Source organism: Demequina subtropica (genome assembly GCF_000971235.1).
Classification (GTDB): Bacteria; Actinomycetota; Actinomycetes; order Actinomycetales; family Demequinaceae; genus Demequina; species Demequina subtropica.
Map to the genome: position 1 here is coordinate 191880 of NZ_BBMB01000004.1, position 16983 is coordinate 208862.

General features: G+C 71.4%; 23 protein-coding genes. 21 read left to right on the top strand and 2 right to left on the bottom strand.

What is annotated here, in order from left to right:
* The first annotated feature begins 61 nt into the window (after nucleotides 1–61).
* From AOM06_RS04515 to AOM06_RS04580, 15 genes are all read left to right on the top strand, one after another.
* Nucleotides 62–634, top strand: coding sequence for a hypothetical protein (locus AOM06_RS04515; RefSeq protein ID WP_062303322.1), 573 nt, complete (start codon nucleotides 62–64; stop codon nucleotides 632–634).
* A gap of 114 nt (nucleotides 635–748) precedes the next feature.
* A complete protein-coding gene (locus AOM06_RS04520) occupies nucleotides 749–1351 on the top strand; it encodes a hypothetical protein (RefSeq protein ID WP_062303324.1) in 603 nt (200 codons plus the stop codon).
* A gap of 91 nt (nucleotides 1352–1442) precedes the next feature.
* Nucleotides 1443–1763: a hypothetical protein gene (locus tag AOM06_RS04525; RefSeq protein ID WP_156163582.1), complete on the top strand. Its 321-nt coding sequence runs from the start codon at nucleotides 1443–1445 to the stop codon at nucleotides 1761–1763.
* A 237-nt stretch (nucleotides 1764–2000) separates the two neighbouring features.
* Nucleotides 2001–2222, top strand: a complete 222-nt coding sequence (infA, locus tag AOM06_RS04530) for a translation initiation factor IF-1 (RefSeq protein ID WP_042213122.1) — start codon at nucleotides 2001–2003, stop codon at nucleotides 2220–2222.
* A 48-nt stretch (nucleotides 2223–2270) separates the two neighbouring features.
* The gene (gene rpmJ / locus AOM06_RS14355) at nucleotides 2271–2384 is read left to right on the top strand and encodes a 50S ribosomal protein L36 (RefSeq protein WP_062069916.1); all 114 of its coding nucleotides are present in this window, start codon (nucleotides 2271–2273) and stop codon (nucleotides 2382–2384) included.
* Nucleotides 2385–2510: 126 nt separating this feature from the next.
* On the top strand, nucleotides 2511–2879 hold the full coding sequence (rpsM, locus tag AOM06_RS04535; RefSeq protein WP_062303328.1) for a 30S ribosomal protein S13: 369 nt from the start codon (nucleotides 2511–2513) through the stop codon (nucleotides 2877–2879).
* 3 nt (nucleotides 2880–2882) lie between these two features.
* A complete protein-coding gene (gene rpsK, locus AOM06_RS04540) occupies nucleotides 2883–3272 on the top strand; it encodes a 30S ribosomal protein S11 (RefSeq protein ID WP_062303331.1) in 390 nt (129 codons plus the stop codon).
* A 156-nt stretch (nucleotides 3273–3428) separates the two neighbouring features.
* Entirely contained in the window at nucleotides 3429–4415 is a 987-nt protein-coding gene (locus AOM06_RS04545; protein WP_062303333.1) for a DNA-directed RNA polymerase subunit alpha, read from the top strand.
* 18 nt (nucleotides 4416–4433) lie between these two features.
* A complete protein-coding gene (gene rplQ / locus AOM06_RS04550; RefSeq protein ID WP_062303336.1) occupies nucleotides 4434–4949 on the top strand; it encodes a 50S ribosomal protein L17 in 516 nt (171 codons plus the stop codon).
* 40 nt (nucleotides 4950–4989) lie between these two features.
* Complete coding sequence (gene truA / locus AOM06_RS04555; RefSeq protein WP_062303338.1) at nucleotides 4990–5844, top strand: tRNA pseudouridine(38-40) synthase TruA; 855 nt, start codon at nucleotides 4990–4992, stop codon at nucleotides 5842–5844.
* 182 nt (nucleotides 5845–6026) lie between these two features.
* The gene (gene rplM / locus AOM06_RS04560; protein ID WP_042213112.1) at nucleotides 6027–6470 is read left to right on the top strand and encodes a 50S ribosomal protein L13; all 444 of its coding nucleotides are present in this window, start codon (nucleotides 6027–6029) and stop codon (nucleotides 6468–6470) included.
* Between the two features lie 23 nt (nucleotides 6471–6493).
* Nucleotides 6494–6979 carry a 30S ribosomal protein S9 gene (rpsI, locus tag AOM06_RS04565; protein WP_062303340.1) on the top strand — a complete coding sequence of 162 codons (486 nt, stop codon included), beginning with the start codon at nucleotides 6494–6496 and terminating at the stop codon, nucleotides 6977–6979.
* Nucleotides 6980–6989: 10 nt separating this feature from the next.
* Nucleotides 6990–8351 (top strand): phosphoglucosamine mutase, encoded by a 1362-nt coding sequence (gene glmM / locus AOM06_RS04570; protein WP_062303342.1) that lies wholly within the window; start codon nucleotides 6990–6992, stop codon nucleotides 8349–8351.
* 167 nt (nucleotides 8352–8518) lie between these two features.
* A complete protein-coding gene (locus AOM06_RS04575) occupies nucleotides 8519–9262 on the top strand; it encodes a DedA family protein (RefSeq protein WP_062303344.1) in 744 nt (247 codons plus the stop codon).
* Nucleotides 9252–10133, top strand: coding sequence for a class I SAM-dependent methyltransferase (locus tag AOM06_RS04580; RefSeq protein WP_062303483.1), 882 nt, complete (start codon nucleotides 9252–9254; stop codon nucleotides 10131–10133). Before AOM06_RS04575 ends, AOM06_RS04580 begins: the two co-directional genes overlap by 11 nt.
* Nucleotide 10134: 1 nt before the next feature.
* Here the strand turns inward: AOM06_RS04580 and coaA are convergent, their stop codons facing one another.
* Nucleotides 10135–11091 carry a type I pantothenate kinase gene (coaA, locus tag AOM06_RS04585; protein WP_228372853.1) on the bottom strand — a complete coding sequence of 319 codons (957 nt, stop codon included), beginning with the start codon at nucleotides 11089–11091 and terminating at the stop codon, nucleotides 10135–10137.
* A 112-nt stretch (nucleotides 11092–11203) separates the two neighbouring features.
* Between coaA and glmS the strand changes: the two genes are divergently transcribed.
* The 6 genes from glmS to rimI are packed head-to-tail and all read left to right on the top strand — an operon-like array spanning nucleotide 11204 to nucleotide 16096.
* Complete coding sequence (gene glmS, locus AOM06_RS04590) at nucleotides 11204–13069, top strand: glutamine--fructose-6-phosphate transaminase (isomerizing) (RefSeq protein ID WP_062303347.1); 1866 nt, start codon at nucleotides 11204–11206, stop codon at nucleotides 13067–13069.
* 2 nt (nucleotides 13070–13071) lie between these two features.
* The gene (locus tag AOM06_RS04595) at nucleotides 13072–13425 is read left to right on the top strand and encodes a holo-ACP synthase (RefSeq protein WP_062303349.1); all 354 of its coding nucleotides are present in this window, start codon (nucleotides 13072–13074) and stop codon (nucleotides 13423–13425) included.
* Entirely contained in the window at nucleotides 13425–14531 is a 1107-nt protein-coding gene (gene alr / locus AOM06_RS04600) for an alanine racemase (protein WP_062303351.1), read from the top strand. The genes AOM06_RS04595 and alr overlap by 1 nt, the downstream gene beginning before the upstream one ends.
* A complete protein-coding gene (gene tsaE, locus AOM06_RS04605; RefSeq protein WP_062303353.1) occupies nucleotides 14528–15025 on the top strand; it encodes a tRNA (adenosine(37)-N6)-threonylcarbamoyltransferase complex ATPase subunit type 1 TsaE in 498 nt (165 codons plus the stop codon). The genes alr and tsaE overlap by 4 nt, the downstream gene beginning before the upstream one ends.
* 4 nt (nucleotides 15026–15029) lie before the next feature.
* Nucleotides 15030–15638, top strand: coding sequence for a tRNA (adenosine(37)-N6)-threonylcarbamoyltransferase complex dimerization subunit type 1 TsaB (gene tsaB, locus AOM06_RS04610; protein WP_062303356.1), 609 nt, complete (start codon nucleotides 15030–15032; stop codon nucleotides 15636–15638).
* On the top strand, nucleotides 15635–16096 hold the full coding sequence (rimI, locus tag AOM06_RS04615) for a ribosomal protein S18-alanine N-acetyltransferase (protein WP_062303358.1): 462 nt from the start codon (nucleotides 15635–15637) through the stop codon (nucleotides 16094–16096). Before tsaB ends, rimI begins: the two co-directional genes overlap by 4 nt.
* A 164-nt stretch (nucleotides 16097–16260) precedes the next feature.
* On the opposite strand, the gene AOM06_RS04620 is transcribed toward rimI, so the two are convergent.
* Nucleotides 16261–16887 (bottom strand): malonic semialdehyde reductase, encoded by a 627-nt coding sequence (locus tag AOM06_RS04620; RefSeq protein WP_062303360.1) that lies wholly within the window; start codon nucleotides 16885–16887, stop codon nucleotides 16261–16263.
* Nucleotides 16888–16983: the final 96 nt, after the last annotated feature.

The following is a 16983-nucleotide window of genomic DNA, read 5'->3' on the forward strand; positions in this document are numbered from 1 at the left end:
GCTGCGCTACCGTCAGGCCAGCCGGCGCACCCCGGACGTCGGCGTCCTGAGGGAGGGCACGATGGCGCGAGGGTTCAACTACGCCCCTGGCACGAGCGAGGAGGTCGAGGAGGCCGCAGCGCCCGACCTGTCGAAGGAGAGGGTCCAGGAGCTCGGCGGCTCGCGCAACGCGGTGGTCCGCGAGACCGTCGCCGGCCGTCCCGACTGCCCCTTCGGCGTCATGGTCGCGTTGGCTCACGACTCCGCGGCGCCGGTCCGTGCGGCGCTCGCCGCGAACCCGCGCGTGCTGCACTCGCTCCTGGAGAGCCTCGCGCGCGACCGGCAGGAGAGCGTGCTGCTCGCCGTGGCGCGCAACCCCGTCGCGACGGCCGACATGCTCGACGCGCTGGCCGGCAGCCGCAAGGAGTCGGTGCGCGCCGCGGCCGTCGCGGCGCTCGACGCTCGGGACCGCGCAGGCGGCGCCCGGGCGCGAGACACCTCGGAGCTGCGCGATCGCGTGTTCGAGGAGTCGCAGGCGCGCCGTGAGGCCATGCTCGCGTCCGCGGTGGCGCCCGCCGAGCCCGTGGTCGCGGCCGCGCCGCGCCCGGTGCGCACCGCGCCGGTACGCGGGTTCCTTCCTCCCTCGGAGCGGTAGCCCGGACCACCCGACACCCAGGATTGGTCGGTTTGTCACCGGCTGGACACCTGGCCGTCAGCCGTTGCACACCGGCGCCGCCTAGCCTCTCGCTACCTGACGCGAGGGGGAGAGGTGTCGGACGAGGGCTGGTCGCGTGCGCTCATGGCGGCGTCCGGCGTGCCGGTGGCCGCCGAGCGCCGCGACGACGGCGTGCGCGCGCTCGTCAACGAGGCGCGCGCCGACGGGCTCGGGGCCGCGCGCATCGCGACCCTCGGGGCGCATCGCTCGACCGAGGTGCGAGAGGCGATCGCCGCGCGCCCGGACTGCCCGCTCGCGATGCAGGCCACGCTGGTGCACGACCGTCGGGCGTCGGTGCGCGTCGCGCTGGCCTCGAGCGCCGGGCTCGCGGTGGCGATCGCGGGAGTGCTCAGCCATGACCGCGAGCCGAGCGTGCTCAAGGCGCTTGCGCGCAACGCCGTGACGCCCGCCGTCGTGCTCGAGACGCTCGCCGCGCATCGCCGCGAGGACGTGGCGCGGCTCGCCCGCCGATCTCTCGAGGGGGCGGTGCTGGGGTCGGGCACGCCCGGCGCGCAGGAGCTCGAGGACCGGGCCGACGCAGCGCGCCCACCCGCAGCCGGCTCTGGGCCCGGTTCGCCCGCCGGCGGGCGCAACCCCGCGGTGCTGGCGCCCCGGCCCCAGGTGCCGCCGGGCCACGGCGCCCTCGGGCGACCGTGAAGATGTCGCAGATGTTTCTCGGTGTCTGTTTCGTCACACCGATTTGAGGCGTTGGCGCCGTCGCGAGTAAATACTTTCCACAACGGTAAGCGTGGGGAGGCACGACGTGGTGGTTCCGGCTCGAGGGCAGTCCGAGGACGTGGTGAGGGCGCTGGACCCGGAGCTCACGGGCTCCGAGCTGCTGCCGCTGGCGGTGCATCGTGATGCCTCGGTGCGCGCCGCGGTCGCCGGCCGCACCGACTGCCCGATGGGGGCGTTGGTGTCGCTCGGCCACGATTCCAGCCTCGAGGTGCTCTCGGCGCTGCTCGCCAACCCCAGGACGCCGTCGTCGGTGGTGCGTCGGCTCGCCGACCACCGGGACCCGCGCATCGCGGGGATCGCGGTGCAGCGGCTGCGCAACGCGTTCCGCTGACACGCCTCGGCGCACCGCCGCCGGTCCGGGGGACTGCCGCTGCGGCCCCGCGACGCGTACAGTGGGACCGGCGCGACGCTGCGCCCGCCCTGGTGTCCGAGGGACCCGCGGAGGGGCCGATGCCCGTTCGCGCGATGACGCGCGTCCCCGCTTGAGAGGTCGCGGAGATTGCCGTATAGTTTTCCGTTGGGCGTTTTTGCGCGCCCGCATCCCTGTCAATCAACGTTAGCGGAGTTCATGGCTAAGAAGGACGGCGTCATCGAGGTCGAGGGCGTGGTGGTGGAAGCACTGCCGAACGCATCGTTCCGTGTGGAGCTGACGAACGGGCACCTGGTGCTCGCTCACATCTCCGGCAAGATGCGACAGCACTACATCAGGATCCTCCCCGAGGACCGCGTGGTGGTGGAGCTCAGCCCCTATGACCTGTCCCGCGGCCGCATCGTCTACCGCTACAAGTGAGTCGTCGCGACGGCGTCTTCGCGCGCCTGAGCGACGCAGGAAAGAACCATGAAGGTTAAGCCCAGCGTCAAGCCCATCTGCGACAAGTGCAAGGTGATCCGACGCAATGGCCGAGTGATGGTCATCTGCGAGAACCTGCGCCACAAGCAGCGTCAGGGCTAGACACACCCGAGAACATCCTCGTTCGACCCTATGCATCAAACCCCCGGCTCGGAGGCCGGGGCCCGCAACACATAAGCGGGGCGGTCGAGCGTCAGACCTCCGACTACTGATGGAGTAGAACCAGAAATGGCACGCATCGTCGGTGTCGACATCCCGCGCGACAAGCGCATGGTGATCGCACTTACCTACATCTACGGCGTCGGCCGTACCCGCGCCGAGCAGATCCTCGCAGCGACCGGCATCAGCCCGGACCTGCGCGTCAAGGACGCGAACGACGACCAGCTCGTCGCGATCCGTGACTACATCGAGGCCAACTTCACCGTCGAGGGCGACCTGCGCCGCGAGGTGGCCGCCGACATCCGCCGCAAGGTCGAGATCGGCAACTACCAGGGTCTCCGCCACCGCCGCGGCATGCCCGTCCGTGGTCAGCGCACCAAGACCAACGCCCGCACCCGCAAGGGCCGCAAGAAGACCGTCGCCGGAAAGAAGAAGTAAGACATGGCCGCTCCTACTCGCAAGCCGCGCAAGAAGATCAAGAAGACCGTCGCGCACGGTCAGGCGCACATCAAGTCCACCTTCAACAACACGATCATCTCGATCACGGACCCCTCGGGCGCCGTGGTGTCGTGGTCGTCCTCCGGCCAGGTCGGCTTCAAGGGCTCGCGCAAGTCGACGCCCTACGCCGCGCAGATGGCCGCCGAGGCCGCTGCTCGCCGCGCCACCGAGGCCGGCATGAGCAAGGTGGACGTGTTCGTCAAGGGCCCGGGCTCCGGCCGCGACACCGCGATCCGTTCGCTGACGGCCGCCGGCCTCGAGGTGACCTCCATCAAGGACGTCACCCCGCAGGCGCACAACGGCTGCCGCCCGCCGAAGCGCCGCCGCAACTAGCACGCCCGCGCGGGTGAGCCCGCGCTCCTGGTCGCGGGCCGATGCGTGCATCGGCCCGTGGCCACCCCCTCATTTCCAGCTTCTGGCCCCAGTCGGACCGATCCCGACCGGGAACCCTCGAGCATCAGATAGCGGATGCTCGGAAAGGAAACAACCGTGCTGATCGCACAGCGTCCCACGCTGACCGAGAAGGTCATCTCGGAGAACCGTTCGCAGTTCTCGCTCAAGCCGCTCGAGCCGGGCTTCGGCTACACGCTCGGCAACTCGCTCCGCCGCACGCTGCTGTCGTCCATCCCGGGCGCCGCCGTCACGTCGGTGCGTTTCGAGGGCGTCCTCCACGAGTTCACCACCATCGATGGTGTGAAGGAGGACGTGACCGAGATCCTGCTCAACCTCAAGAACCTCGTGGTCTCGTCGGAGAACGACGAGCCCGTCGTGATGTACCTGCGCAAGTCGGGCGCGGGCGTCGTCACGGGTGCTGACATCCAGCCCCCGGCCGGCGTCGAGATCCACAACCCGGACCTCCACATCGCGACCCTCAACGCGAAGGCGAAGTTCGAGGTCGAGCTCACGGTCGAGCGCGGTCGCGGCTACGTGCCTGCGGCGATGAACAAGAGCTACGACGCGGAGATCGGTCAGATCCCCGTCGACTCGATCTACTCGCCCGTCCTCAAGGTGACCTACAAGGTCGAGGCCACCCGTGTCGCGCAGCGCACGGACTTCGACGAGCTGGTCATCGACGTCGAGACCAAGAACTCGATCTCGCCCCGCGACGCCGTGGCGTCGGCCGGTGCGACGCTGGTCGAGCTCTTCTCGCTCGCGCGTGGCCTCAACGAGGCCGCCGAGGGCATCGAGATCGGCCCGTCCGAGACGGACGAGTCGCTCGAGGAGGACTACAACCAGCCGATCGAGGAGCTCAACCTCACGCAGCGGTCCTACAACTGCCTCAAGCGTGAGGGCATCCACACCGTGGGTGAGCTCACCGCGCGTTCCGAGGCGGACCTCATGGACATCCGCAACTTCGGCCAGAAGTCGATCACCGAGGTCAAGGAGAAGCTCGCCGAGCTGGGCTTCTCCCTGAAGGACGGCGCCGTCGAGTACGACAGCGGCTCGTCCGTCTACTTCTCGGGCAGCGACGAGTAACAAGGAGAATTCTCAATCATGCCTACCCCCACCAAGGGTGCCCGCCTGGGCGGCGGTCCCGCGCACGAGCGTCAGATGCTCGCGAACCTTTCGCAGAGCCTCTTCGAGCACGGCCGCATCACCACCACCGTGACCAAGGCCAAGCGCCTGCGCCCGCACGCCGAGCGTCTCATCACCTTCGCGAAGCGCGGCGACCTCGCCTCGCGCCGCAAGGTGCTCGGGATCATCTCGGACAAGGGCGTCGTCCACAAGCTCTTCACCGAGATCGGCCCCGGCTTCGCCGAGCGTGACGGCGGCTACACCCGCATCACCAAGGTCGGCAACCGCAAGGGCGACAACGCGCCCATGGCCGTGATCGAGCTCGTCGAGTTCGGTGCGCCCGCGAAGAAGGCCGTCGCCAAGGAGGCCGAGAAGGCCACCAAGAAGGCCGCGCCGAAGAAGGCCGAGAAGGTCGAGGAGGCGCCCGTCGCCGAGGAGACCGTCGTCGAGGAGACCGAGGCCGCCGAGGCCCCGGCTGCCGACGAGGCCAAGTAACCCTCGCCTTCACCCAAGGCAACCCGAGGCGGGTCCGCGCATGCTCCCTGAGACTGTGCGGGCCCGCCTCGACCTTTCCTACGACGGCACCGACTTCAGCGGCTGGGCGACCCAGCCCGGCCTGCGGACCGTCCAGGGCGTCCTCGAGGACGCGCTCGTGCGCATCGTCCGCCAGGAGGCGTACCCTCGCGTGACCGTCGCCGGCCGCACCGACGCGGGCGTCCATGCCCGGGGGCAGGTCGCGCACGTCGACATTGAGGCGTCCGCCTGGGCGCGGATGCCCGGCCGTTCCGAGCGCACGCCCGCGGACGGCCTGCTCTCGCGCCTCAACGGCGTGCTGCCGGACGATGTGGTGGTCCGGGCGGTCTCCGAGGCCCCAGAGGGCTTCGACGCCCGTTTCTCCGCGACCCAGCGCCGCTACGCCTACCGCGTCACCGATGCGGTGCCCGACGTGCTGCGCCGGCGCCACGTGCTCCACGTGAGCCGCCCCGTCGACGTCGACGCCCTCAACGCCGCATCGTCCACCCTCACCGGGCTGCGCGACTTCGCGGCGTTCTGCCGCGGTCGCGAGGGAGCGACCACCATCCGCGACCTGCTCGAGCTGAGCTGGCGCCGTGAGACGGACGGCCCCGACGCCGGTCTCGTGGTCGCGACGGTGCGCGCGGACGCCTTCTGCCACTCCATGGTGCGCTCGCTCGTGGGCGCGCTCCTCACGGTCGGGGAGGGGCGCCGCGACCTGGACTGGCTCGCGCTCGTCGCGGCGACCGCGTCCCGTTCCCAGGCGATCGCCGTCGCTCCCGCGCACGGCCTCACGCTGGAGGAGGTCTCGTATCCGGACGATGCGCAGCTCGCCGCGCGCGCGGAGGCTACGCGAGGACGTCGCACGCTTCCGTGACCGACGCGCGTGCCGTTCGCGCTCGGATTGAGATTCCGGGCCGGGCCGCGTATGATGGTGCGTCGTTGTGCGTTCCCTCGTGGACGGTGCCTCCCACTCGCCGCCGCAGGACCCGCCGACCGATTGCTTCGCGATGCCACCACGGCATCGTCCACCAGAACGAGTAGAAGTAAGGCTTCACAGTGCGTACGTTTTCTCCCAAGCCGGGTGACGTCACCAAGAACTGGTACGTCATCGACGCTACTGACGTGGTCCTCGGTCGTCTGGCCTCCCAGGCCGCTTCGCTGCTCCGCGGCAAGCACAAGGCGACTTTCGCGCCCCACGTCGACGGCGGTGACTTCGTCATCGTCATCAACGCTGAGAAGGTTGCCCTCTCGGGCAACAAGCTCACCGACAAGATGGTCTACCGCCACTCGGGCTTCCCGGGCGGTCTCTCCGCAGTGCCGATCGGCGAGCTGCTCGAGAAGAACCCCCGTCGCGTGATCGAGAACGCGGTCAAGGGCATGCTGCCCAAGACCAAGCTCGGCGCCGCCCAGCTCAAGCACCTCAAGGTCTACGCCGGCGCGGAGCACCCGCACGCCGCGCAGCAGCCCGAGGTCTTCGAGATCTCCCAGGTCGCGCAGTAAGCGCCGCAGAAGCTTAAGGATTGATGAAAGTGGCAGATGTGACCACCGAGGTCGAGAACGAGACCCCGTCCGAGTACACCACCGAGACCGTTGCCGAGCGCGGCAAGGGTGTCACCAACGTCGCCCCCGGCGCCGGCCTCGGCCGTCGCAAGGAGGCCGTTGCCCGCGTCCGCCTGGTGCCCGGCACCGGCAAGTGGACCATCAACGGTCGCGACATCGAGGACTACTTCCCGAACAAGGTCCACCAGCAGCTGGTGAACTCGCCGTTCGCGCTCCTCGACATCGAGGGCAAGTTCGACGTGCACGCCCGCATCCACGGTGGCGGCCCCTCGGGTCAGGCCGGTGCGCTGCGCCTCGGCGTCGCCCGCGCGCTGAACGAGATCGACGAGGAGAACAACCGCCCGGCGCTCAAGAAGGCCGGCTTCCTCACGCGTGACGCCCGCGCGGTCGAGCGCAAGAAGGCCGGTCTCAAGAAGGCCCGCCGCGCGCCTCAGTACTCGAAGCGCTAATCTCTCGCGCATGGCGCGACTTTTCGGCACGGACGGTGTCCGGGGCCTCGCGAACCGCGACCTCACCGCGGAGCTGGCCGTCGACCTCTCGGTCGCGGCGGCTCACGTCCTGGGGGAGCGGGGCGAGTTCTCCGGTCACCGTCCCGTCGCCGTCATCGGCCGCGACACCCGCATCTCAGGCGAGTTCCTGGGGGCGGCGGTCGCGGCCGGTCTTGCTTCCGCGGGGGTCGACGTCCTCGACCTCGGCGTGGTGCCCACCCCTGCGGTGGCGTACCTGACCGCCTCCACCGAGGCGGACCTGGGCGTGGTGATCTCCGCGTCCCACAACGCCATGCCGGACAACGGCATCAAGTTCTTCGCGCGCGGCGGCCACAAGCTCGACGACTCGGTCGAGGCGGCCATCGAGGCCCGCGTGGGCGAGGCCTGGTCGCGGCCCATCGGCGCAGACGTCGGCCGCATCGTCCCGTCCGCGCACCTGGCCGACGAGTACGTCGAGCATGTGGTGGCCTCCGTGCGGTCCTTCGCCGGCTCGGACAGCCCGCTCGACGGCGTGCACATCGCGGTCGATGCGGCCCACGGAGCCGCGTCCCACGTGGGCCCCGCGGCCCTCGCCAAGGCAGGCGCGCGCGTCACCGCGATCAACGCGGCACCCGACGGGCTCAACATCAACGAGGGTGTGGGGTCGACCCACCTCGGCCCGCTGCAGGCCGCCGTGGTCGAGCACGGCGCCGACCTCGGCGTGGCCTTCGACGGCGACGCCGACCGCTGCCTCGCGGTCGACCACACGGGCGCGATCGTCGACGGCGACCAGATCATGGGCGTGCTCGCGATCGCGATGCGCGACGCCGGATCGCTCTACCACTCGACGCTCGTCGCGACCGTGATGAGCAACCTGGGCCTGCACCTCGCGATGCGTCGCGCGGGGATCGACATGGTCGAGGCGGCGGTCGGCGACCGCTACGTGCTCGAGGCGATGCGCGAGGGCGGCTACACGCTCGGCGGGGAGCAGTCCGGGCACCTGATCGTGGCGGACTACGCGACCACGGGCGACGGCGTGCTCACGGCGCTGCTCATGACGTCCCAGGTCGCGGCGCGCGGCTCGCTGCGCGAGCTGTGCGCCGACATCGAGTCCCTGCCGCAGGTGCTCGTCAACGTGCGCGGCGCCGATCGCTCGCGGGTCTACACGGACCTCGTCCTGCAGGCCGCCGTCGCGTCCGCCCGGCGCGAGCTGGGCGACACCGGCCGGGTGCTGCTGCGCCCGTCCGGGACCGAGCCGCTGGTGCGCGTCATGGTCGAGGCCGCGACGGCCGAGGACGCACAGCGCCACGCCGACGCGCTGGCCGAGGTCGTCCGCTCGCGGCTGAGCCTCTAGCGCCCCCCCCGCGACACTCCCAACGGACCTGGTCCCGACACGCCGGGCGAAGGGTGGGATCGGGCGTCGACCGGCGGCGTGTCGCGGCGAGTTCCGTTGGCACTGTCAGGCGGTATCCGGGGATCACCCCATCGCGGTCGCCGCGGACACCTGCCAGACTTGGGCGCGTGAACGACCTCTGGCACCTCCTGACCGACTGGTCCCATGAACTCGAGATCTGGGTCGAGTCGCTCATGGAGTCGCTGTGGATCTACCCGAGCGTATTCCTGCTCTCGCTGATCGACGGCGTGTTCCCGGTCGTCCCCTCGGAGTCCGTGGTCATCGCGACGGCGACGGCGTGGAAGCAGACGGGCACGCCGTGGGTGTGGCTCGTCTGGATCTTCGCGGCGGCAGGCGCGTGGTGCGGCGACCAGCTCGCGTACCTGATCGGTTCCAAGCTCGACGTGCGCAAGCACCCGTTCTTCGCGCGCGCCGGCATGCGCAAGACGCTCGACTGGGCCGAGTCGACCCTGGAGCGTCGCGGCACCACGTTCATCATCGCGGCGCGCTTCATCCCCATGGGCCGCGTCGCGGTGAACCTCACGGCCGGGGCGCTGCGGTACCCGCGCCCCTGGTTCATGATCGTGGACGCGGTCGCGGTGGTGATCTGGGCGACCTACGGCACCGCGCTCGGCATCTGGGCCGGCTCGATCTTCGAGAACCTGCTCGTCTCGATCGCCGTGGGCGTGGTGGGGGGCATCCTCATCGGCATCCTCATCGACAAGATCCTCGCCAGGCTCGGCTTCGCCGAGCCCGAGCTGCCCGATCTCGCGGGCGAGATCGAGGAGCGGCTGGTGACCGGCGAGCTGCAGATCCGCCCGACGCGTCGTGAGCGCCGCGCGGCCGAGGGCGGCGCGGACGATGGCGACTGACCCGGGCGGCTTCGAGGCCGAGGCCGGCTATCCGGAGGCGCGCGACGCCAACCTCGCGAACTGGGAGGAGCGCGTCCCGCTTCACACCGACGCGTACGGGCTCGACCGTTACCGGGACGACCCGGCGCATCTCTCGCAGGTGGTGCGCACCGACCTCGACGCGCTCGGAGCCTTCCTGCCCACGGGGCTCGCCGGCCTCGAGGTCTGCCATCTCCAGTGCCACATCGGGACGGACACGGTGTCCCTCGCACGCGCCGGCGCGGCGCGGATCGTGGGCGTCGACTTCTCGCCCTCGGCGCTCGAGGCGGCGTCGTCGCTCGCGCGCGAGCTCGGCATCGACGCCGCCTGGGTCCAGGCCGATGTGCTGGACGCCAAGGCCGCCGTCGACGCCGCGCTCGGGGGCGACCAGCGCTTCGACGTGGTCTACACGAGCATCGGCACCATCACGTGGCTGCCCGACCTGGAGCGCTGGGCCGCCCAGATCGCGGGCCTCCTGCGCCCGCGCGGGCTCTTCTACATCCGCGACGGGCATCCCGCGCTGTACGCGCTCGACGAGCGGGTCGACGGCCTGGTGACGCGCTACCCCTACTTCGGAGACGGGACGCCGCTGGCCTGGGACGAGGAGACCACCTACGTGGGCGACGGCACGCTCGCGAGCACCCGCACGTACGAGTGGCCGCATCCGCTGAGCGAGACGGTCGGCGCGCTGCTGGGGGCGGGGCTGGAGCTGCTCGCGCTCGAGGAAGGTCGCACGCTGCCGTGGCGCTTCGCGGAGCGCATGGTCGAGCGCGAGGACGGCGACTTCGAGTGGCCGGGGCACGATGCGCGGCGCATGCCGTGCACGTTCACCGTGGTCGCGCGGGCGCGCTAGCTCAGAGCTTGCGCAGGCGCACCGACTCGACGCGGTGGTCCGGGCCCTTCCCCAGGATGATCGTCGCGCGCGAGCGGGTGGGGGCGATGTTGCGCGCGAGGTTGGGCGCGTTCACCGTGTCCCACACCTGGCCCGCGACCGCGACCGCCTGGGCGTCGGTCAGCGTCGAGTAGGAGTGGAAGTACGAGTCCGGCTTGGCGAACGCGGACTCGCGCAGCGCGAGGAAGCGCTCGATGTACCAGCGGCGGATGTCCTCGGGGTGCGCGTCGACGTAGATGGAGACGTCGAAGAAGTCGCTGATCGCGAGCTGCGACGCACCCGGCTCGCGCGACTGCGCGGTCTGGAGCACGTTGAGGCCCTCGACGATGAGGATGTCGGGCTGCCGGACCACCACCTCCTGGCCGGGGACGATGTCGTAGACCACATGCGAGTACACGGGCGCGCGGACCTCGGGCGCCCCGGACTTCACGCGGAGGATGAAGTCGCGCAGGGCGCGGCGGTCGTAGGACTCGGGGAAGCCCTTGCGGGCCAGCAGGTCGCGCTCGTTCAGCACCGCGTTGGGGTAGAGGAACCCGTCGGTGGTGATGAGCTCGACATGCGGCGACGAGGGCCAGCGGGCCATGAGCTCGCGCAGCAGGCGGGCCGTGGTGGACTTGCCCACCGCGACCGAGCCCGCGACGCCGATGATGAACGGCGTGCGGGAGGCGCGCTCGCCGAGGAAGCGGCTCGTCGCTGCGTGCAGCGCGCCCGTCGCCCCGGAGTGGAGGTCGAGCAGCCGCGACAGGGGACGGTAGATGCGGTCGACCTCGTCGATGTCGATCGGGTCGCCCAGGCCGCGGACCTTCGCGATGTCCGCCTCCGTGAGGGGCAGCGGGGTGGCATCGGCGAGGACCGCCCACTCGTCGCGCGTCAGGGTGACGTACGGGGTGCCAGCGTCGGACCGTCGTGCCTCGTTCACCCGCCCATTGTGGCGCATCGTCCGCGGCGGGACGATGCGCACGCCGGGGGACGGGGCGCCTCACCTTCGCGCTGCGCCGAGGCAGGGGGGTCCGGGAACTAGACTCGTCGCCATGTGTGGAATCGTCGGCTATGTGGGTTCGGACGCGCCCGGAGCGCGTCCCCAGGGCGTGGTGATGTCGGGTCTCGCAAGGCTCGAGTACCGCGGCTACGACTCGGCCGGCATCGCCGTGGTGACCGCTGACCCGGAGCGCGTGGGCATGCGCAAGAAGTCGGGCAAGCTCGTCAACCTCGAGAAGGAGCTGGCCGAGCGGCCGGTCTCGGACGGCACCGCCGCCATCGGCCACACCCGTTGGGCCACGCACGGCGCCCCGACCGATGTGAACGCCCATCCGCACCTCGCGGCGGGCGGTCGCATCGCCATCATCCACAACGGCATCATCGAGAACTTCTCCGCGCTCCGTGCGGAGCTCGCGGCGGAGGGCGTCGAGTTCGTCTCCGAGACCGACACCGAGGTCGCGGGGCACCTGCTCGCGCGCGAGGTGCTCGCCGGCCGTTCGCTCGCGGACGCGATGCGCACCATCACCCGCCGGCTCGAAGGTGCCTTCACCCTTCTCGCGGTCGACTCGCACGAGCCGCGCACCGTGGTGGGCGCGCGCCGCAACAGCCCGCTCGTGATCGGCCTGGGCGAGGGCGAGAACTTCCTCGGCTCGGACGTGGTCGCGTTCATCGAGCACACGCGCACGGCGCTCGAGCTCCACCAGGACGAGGTGGTCGAGATCACGCCCGAGCGCGTCACCATCACCGACACCGCGGGGCTCGTGGTCGAGCGCGAGCCGTACCACGTCGACTGGGACGCCTCGGCGGCGCAGAAGGGCGGCTTCCCGACCTTCATGGAGAAGGAGATCCACGACCAGCCGACGGCGGTCGCGGACACGTTGCGCGGTCGCATCGACGACAAGGGCCGCCTCCAGCTCGACGGCGGCATGATCGACGAGTACATCCTCAAGTCCATCGACAAGATCATCATCGTGGCGTGCGGCACCGCGTCGTACGCGGGCCTTACCGCGCGCTACGCCATCGAGCACTGGACGCGGATCCCGGTCGAGGTCGAGCTCGCGCACGAGTTCCGCTACCGGGACCCGATCGTGTCGATCAAGACGCTCGTGGTCGCGATCAGCCAGTCCGGCGAGACCATGGACACCATCATGGCCGTGCGCCACGCCCAGCAGCAGGGTGCGACGGTCATCGGCATCGTCAATGCGCAGGGCTCGACGATCGCACGCGAGGCGGACGCCGTGCTGTACACGCGCGCCGGGCCCGAGATCGCGGTGGCGTCGACCAAGGCGTTCCTCGCCCAGATCACGGCGGGCTACCTGCTGGGCATCTACCTCGCGGAGCTGCGTGGCAACAAGTTCCCCGACGAGATCGAGGCGCTGCTCGAGCAGCTCGACGCGATCCCGGCGAAGATCCAGCGCGTGCTCGACGCCTCGGAGCCCATCCGCGAGGTCGCGCGCACGCTCGCCGCCGAGCAGACGGTGCTGTTCCTGGGCCGCCACGTGGGCTTCCCGGTCGCCCTCGAAGGGGCCCTCAAGCTCAAGGAGCTCGCGTACATCCACGCCGAGGGCTTCGCCGCCGGCGAGCTCAAGCACGGCCCCATCGCGCTGGTCGAGGAGGGCCTGCCGGTGTTCGTGGTGCTGCCCAGCCCGCGCGGCGTGGAGTCGCTCCACGCCAAGGTGATCTCGAACGTGCAGGAGGTCCGCGCGCGCGGCGCCCGCACGTTCGTCATCGCCGAGGAGGGCGACACGGAGGCGGCGAACTACGCGGAGCAGGTCTTCTACGTCCCCTCCGTGCCGGTGCTCATGCGCCCGCTGCTGTCCGTGGTGCCGCTCCAGATCTTCGCGCTCGAGCTGGCGTCGGCCAAGGGCTACGACGTCGACCAGCCGCGCAACCTCGCCAAGTCCGTCACGGTGGAGTAGCCGTGGCCATCCTGGGCCTCGGCATCGACGTGGTCGAGATCTCCCGGTTCGAGGACGCCCTCGAGCGCTCGCCGGGCTTCCTCGACCGCGTGTTCACGCCCGCGGAGCGGCACCTGGGCCACGCGAGCCTTGCCGCGAACTGGGCGGCCAAGGAGGCGCTCGCGAAGGCGCTCGGAGCGCCGGGCGGGCTCAGCTGGCAGGACTGCGAGGTGCTGCGCGGCCCGGGCGGCGCGCCCGTGCTCGAGGTGTCCGGCACGGTGGCCGCGCGCGTCTCCGCCCTGGGGATGACGTCGCTTCACGTGTCGCTGTCGCACGATGCGGGGATCGCCTCCGCCGTGGTCATCGGGGAGGGCTGATGTCGCGTCTCAAGGTGTCCGTCGACCATGGCGCGATCGCGCGCAACGTGTCGCGGCTGGCGGCGATGGCGCCGGGCGCGGCCGTCATGGCCGTGGTGAAGGCCGATGCGTACGGGCACGGCCTTGTCGGGGCGGCCGCCGCCGCGCGCGAGGGAGGGGCCGCGTGGCTCGGCGTCGCGCAGCCCGACGAGGCGCTCGCGCTGCGCGCGGCCGGCGACACCGGGCGGCTCCTGTGCTGGCTCTACGGGCCCGAGTTCCCCGCGCGCGGGCTGATCCGCGCGGGGGTGGACCTCAGCGCATCGTCCCTCGAGGTGCTGGACGTCATCATCGCCGCCGCCCGCATGTCGGGAGAGCGCGCCAGGGTTCACGTCGCCATCGACACCGGGCTGTCGCGCGAGGGCGTACGCCCCGAGGCGCTGCCCGCGCTGCTCGACGCCGCGCGCGCGGCCGACGATGCGGTCGAGCTCGTGGGCGCGTGGTCGCACCTCGCGTGGGCCGACCGCCCCGGCGACCCGACCATCGACCGGCAGGCGTCGGTGTTCCGCGCCGCGCTCGCGGTCATCGAGGACAGGGGCATCGCCCTCGAGGTGCGTCACCTGGCGAACTCCGCGGCGACCCTGACGCGCCCCGACCTCCACTTCGACCTGGTCCGCCCGGGCATCGCGGTGTACGGGCTGCCGCCGGTCCCGTCGCCCGACGGGGACGGGTGGGGCCTCGAGCCCGCGATGCGAGTGACCGCGTCGCTCGCGCTCGTGAAGGACGTGCCGGCGGGCGAGGGTGTGAGCTACGGCCACGAGTACACCACGCCGCGCGACACTCGCCTGGGGCTCGTGACCGCGGGCTACTCGGACGGCATCTTCCGCAGCGCCGGCGGCGGGCGCGGACCGGTGTCCGTCGGAGGCCGCGAGCTGCGCATCGCGGGCCGCGTGTGCATGGATCAGGTGGTGCTCGACCTGGGGCCCGACGCGACCGAGCGCGCGGGGGACGAGGTGGTGCTCATCGGCGCCGGCGGCCCCTCCGCTCGCGACTGGGCCGAGGCTGCTGGCACCATCGACTACGAGATCGTCTGCCGCTTCGGCGGCTTCAAGGAGAAGCACCCCGCATGACCGCATCGTCCACCTTCACCGTCGCCGACGGCGACGCCATGCGCGCCCTCGCGCGCGACGTCCTCGCGCCGCACCTGCGCGCCGGCGACGTGGTGATCCTCTCCGGGGACCTCGGGGCGGGCAAGACGACCTTCACGCAGGGCCTGGGCGCCGCGATCGGTGTCCGTGGGCCGGTCGCGAGCCCGACGTTCATCATCGCGCGCACGCACCCCTCCGAGGTCGGCGGGCCCGCGCTCATCCACGTCGACGCGTATCGGCTCAACTCGCTGGCGGAGCTCGACGACCTCGACCTCGACGCCACGGTCGAGTCCTCGGTCACCGTGGTCGAGTGGGGCGAGGACAAGGCCGAGCAGCTGTCGCAGGACCGCATCCACGTGGAGATCGCGCGCGAGCACGGCGGGGAGGTCGACATGGAGCGTCCCGACGAGGGCCTGCGCACCGTCACGTTCACCACCCACGGCGACCGCTGGGCCGGCGTCGCGCTCGTAGGCTAGTCCCGTGATCCTCGCCCTCGACACCTCGTCCGCCATCGCCGTCGCGCTCGTCTCCGCCTCCGGCGAGGTGCTCGCGCGACGCTCCGAGTTCAACCCGCGCGGCCACGCCGAGCTGCTGTCCGGGCTGATCGCGGAGGTGCTCGCGGAGGCGGGAGCCTCGGGCGCGGACGTGTCCCGCATCGTCGTCGGGACGGGCCCCGCGCCCTTCACGGGCCTGCGCGTGGGGCTCGTGACCGCGCGGACGCTCGGACACGTGTGGGGCGTGCCCGTCGACGGCGTGTGCTCGCTCGACGCTCTCGGCGCCGCCGTGCCTGGCGAGGTCACCGCGGTGGCCGATGCGCGCCGCAAGGAGGTCTACTGGGCGACGTACCGCGACGGGGTCCGGGTGTCCGGGCCCGCCGTGGTCGCTCCGGGCGACGTGCCCGTGATCGGCTCGGTCGTGGGCCGGGGCGCGCTGCTCTACCCGGAGGCGTTCCCCGGCGCCGCTGACGGCGACCCCGACCCGGCGCTGCTCGTCGGTGCGGCCGACCGCGCGCGCGAGGCGGGCTCGGACATGTCCACCGAGCCGCTGTACCTGCGCCGCCCGGACGTCCACGGGGTGCCCGGCGCGTGATCTCCCTCCGCGATCTCACGGAGGACGACCTGCCGTGGATGGCGGAGGTCGAGTCGCAGCTGTTCGGCGCGTCCGCGTGGTCGCGCGAGCTCATCACGCAGGACTACCTCTACGGCTTCGCGCGCTACCGGGGCCTCGAGGTCGACGGCGCGTTGGCCGGGTACGCCGTGTACGGCTACGACGGTGACGCGTTCCACCTCATGAACCTCGCGGTGCTGCCCGAGGTGCGCGGACGCGGGCTGGGACGCGCGCTGCTCGAGGACTTCCTCGCCGAGGCGCGCTCCGAGGGCGTGGTGGATGCGTGGCTCGAGGTCGCGGTCGACAACGACGCGGCGCTGTCGCTGTACCGGGCGCATGGGTTCGAGGACGTGCGCGTGCGGCGGAAGTACTACCAGCCGGAGGGGATCGATGCGCTGGTGATGCGGGTCGCGCTGCGGGGGTACCAGCCGGAGGGCTGACCGCCCGCCCGTCGGGGGTTGGGGACACTCAGCACTCCTCGATCCGCTGCTACGCGTGCTCGCGGGACGCTCAGCTCCGTGGAGCCGAGAAGCGCGGAGCCCAGCGTCCCGCAAGCCGGTGTCCTCAAGGATTCCGGAGTGCTGAGTGTCCCAACCCGGGAGGGTCAGAGCTCGCGGACGCCCAGGTCCGCGGGGATGCGGCCGCGGCGCTCACCCGACTGGTCGTCGCCGGCCGCGGGCCGGCCGATCCCGAGGAGCACCTCGGAGCGCCAGCCCTCGGGCATGAGCGTGGCGTCGAGCGCGGCCTTGTCGAAGCCGCCGTACGGGCGCAGCGCGAGCCCCTCCGCGCGCAGCGCGATGATGAGGTAGCCCAGCTGGAGCATCGCGCCCGAGGTCGCGAGCGACGCGCGCATCTCGGGGTTGGACTCGAAGCGCTCGTGGAAGCCCGCGAAGCCGGGAGCGGTGATCTCGTGGTGGTCGTGGAAGCGTTCGTCGTGCGCGGCGACGAGCAGCAGCGGGGCCTGCTCGAGCTTGGGACGGTTGCCGGGCATCGCGGCGTCGATGACGGCCGCGCGGGCGGCGTCCGAACGCGCGACCACGAGCCGCAGCGGCTGCGTGTTCATGCTCGACGGGCCCCACTTCGCGAGGTCCCAGGCGCGCGTCACCAGCTCTGCGTCGACCTCGCCACTGTCGAAGGCGATCGCGGAGCGGGCCTCGGTGAAGAGCGCCTCACGCGCCTCCTGGTCGAGGGAGAAGTCGACGGTCGACTGGGGAAGGTTCGCAGTTGTCATATCAACCATGATCCCTCTCTTTGACAGGTGCTCGCGACGGTCGGAGGTCCCGGCCTCCAAGTCCGCCCGCGAGCAGCCTCCCGCGTCCACAGGCTG